Source organism: Sodalis sp. (in: enterobacteria), assembly GCF_047607725.1.
In the GTDB taxonomy this organism is placed as follows: domain Bacteria; phylum Pseudomonadota; class Gammaproteobacteria; order Enterobacterales; family Enterobacteriaceae; genus JBLKSS01.
Map to the genome: position 1 here is coordinate 1 of NZ_JBLKSS010000311.1, position 2,000 is coordinate 2,000.

3 protein-coding genes and 1 pseudogene are annotated in these 2,000 nt (G+C 50.0%); all 4 read left to right on the top strand.

From position 1 onward, the window contains the following. Positions 1-432, top strand: a 432-nt coding sequence (locus ACMX3H_RS18905; protein WP_415211876.1) for a replication protein P, incomplete at its 5' end; no start/stop codon positions are given. Continuing rightward, positions 429-1,064 carry a hypothetical protein gene (locus ACMX3H_RS18910; protein WP_415211877.1) on the top strand — a complete coding sequence of 212 codons (636 nt, stop codon included), beginning with the start codon at positions 429-431 and terminating at the stop codon, positions 1,062-1,064. The genes ACMX3H_RS18905 and ACMX3H_RS18910, both read left to right, overlap by 4 nt. Beyond that, the gene (locus ACMX3H_RS18915) at positions 1,033-1,566 is read left to right on the top strand and encodes a phage N-6-adenine-methyltransferase (RefSeq protein ID WP_415211878.1); all 534 of its coding nucleotides are present in this window, start codon (positions 1,033-1,035) and stop codon (positions 1,564-1,566) included. The genes ACMX3H_RS18910 and ACMX3H_RS18915 overlap by 32 nt, the downstream gene beginning before the upstream one ends. 92 nt (positions 1,567-1,658) lie before the next feature. Then, positions 1,659-2,000, top strand: a pseudogene (locus ACMX3H_RS18920) (hypothetical protein); the annotation flags it as partial.

The window sequence follows — 2,000 nt, forward strand, 5'->3', positions numbered from 1 at the left end:
GGGCTTGCGATGGCACGAAAAACGGCCTCGCCGTTCCTGCCGTCGCCGGGACAGTTCATCGAGTGGTGCCTGCAGGGCAACTTACAACACGCCGGGCTACCAACGGGAGAGCAGCTCTACAGCGAGTTTCTGACCTACTGCAAACGCCGTGGTGACTACGAGAGTGCGGAGGATTATCCCTGGAAATCCGCCGCTCTGTACTGGCTGGTAACGGACCTTTTCGACGACATGCGGCGACACCGTCTGACGGACGAAGAAGTTAGGAAAAAGTCGGAACTATTGTTGTTAAAAATGGAAAAACGATTAGGGCTTGGTGACGTCATTCTGGCACCTGTTAAACGTATTGCGTCGCCGAGGCATCCAGCAGGCCCCACGCCAGACGAGTTACTGTATGCCAAATACCAGCAGCACAAGGAGGCTGGGCTGATATGAAAATCTTAATTAATCATATCGTTAACACACAACCGATATTTGGTACTCCTGTATTGTCACTTATGTCATGGGTTTATATGTCATGGGTTTATCAGGTGCGTAGGCGGTGTCTATTACAGCATCTCAGAGGGCTCTGGGAGGACAATCAGGATCTGCGGCCGATCGCCCGTGAACGTCACTGGGATTTGGTGCTAAGCACGTTCAATGTTGAGCACAACTACAGAGTGATTAAGCTCAAGGCCCCCGCGCCGGTCAACGGAGGGGGATTTTATAAAATGACCCAGAACCGAACCCGAGTAACGCTGAAGCAACAGATTCTCGATTACATCAAGGCGAATGACGGCACTAATCGTCTTGATCTGGCTGCCACGTTGCGCACAGGAGAAGCAAATATCAGCAAAGTGATGCCAGAGCTGATCGCCGAAAAAAAGGTGTTTCGCTCCCGTGGATTGAAGGGCTTTGTTTGCTTCCACAGTAGCGCAGAACAACGCGACATCTTCAATGAACTTAACGGTAAAAGCAATCCGGGGATCGTAGAGGAATATTGTCGAAACAGCCTTGTTTACCGGTTCGATAAATTACTACTGGCAGTGATAAAAAATGATAGTCAGCCAAACCCCAAAAGCGTGTAAGGACAGATGGCAAACGCCGGTCGAGATATTCCGTGCGCTGGATGCAGAGTTTAGGTTCGGGCTTGATGCTGCCGCTGACTACGCCAATGCCCTGTATTGCCGCTATCTGACCGAAGAGGATGATGCCCTGAGTTGCGACTGGCACACCCGGGGTGCAATTTTCTGCAATCCGCCTTACAGCAACATCACGCCGTGGTTCAAGAAGGCCGCCGAGCAGTGCGTGGTACAGAAGCAGGTGATTGTGATGCTTCTGCCCTTTGATACCTCAACGGGCTGGTTCAGGCTAGGGTTGGAAAGCGTGGACGAGGGGCGCGTTATCACCGTGGGACGATTGTCGTTCATCAGCGCCGCAACCGGGATGTGCGGCAAGAACGGTAACAGCAAGGGGAGCCTGTTGTTTATCTGGAGGCCGTTCATCAGAAATTGTTGCCAGTTCACCAGGGTAGATAAAAGCGATCTTGTTCGCATCGGGACTGAAGCGTTACGGGAGGTGGCGGCGTGAAAGAAGCCGTACAGCGCGTTTTGTGGAAAGAAGGACCGTCAACAATTTGCTAACGGTCAAGTCAATGCTAACTAATGCTAACTTAAATATTAATGTTAGGTATCAACGTAATATGTAATAATTTATCAGTTAATCATATCTTTGTCACTGATAGAAGCATCGATAGCCAATCATTGCTTGAGATGGTCAATTCGGCGCGGAAGGAGTATGGCGAGAAGCCTATTCGTAATAACGACTTTATCAGTCGCGTCAAAGATGAACTTGAAGGAGAGACCTACGAAATTTTCGTAGGTCAAAAAACGGCGCTGATATTGAAATTATCCATATGACCCTCAAGCAAGCTCTCCGTGTCGCAGCACGAGAATCCAAAGCAGTACGTCGCTCGCTGATTGATAAGCTGGAGCAACAGAGTACGCCGCAAAGCCCCAATGAAA

Excerpts from the sequence above, each read along its gene's own strand:
- ACMX3H_RS18910 (WP_415211877.1), top strand. The coding sequence starts at position 429 with ATGAAAATCTTAATTAATCATATCGTTAACACACAACCGATATTTGGT.
- ACMX3H_RS18915 (WP_415211878.1), top strand. The coding sequence starts at position 1,033 with ATGATAGTCAGCCAAACCCCAAAAGCGTGTAAGGACAGATGGCAAACG.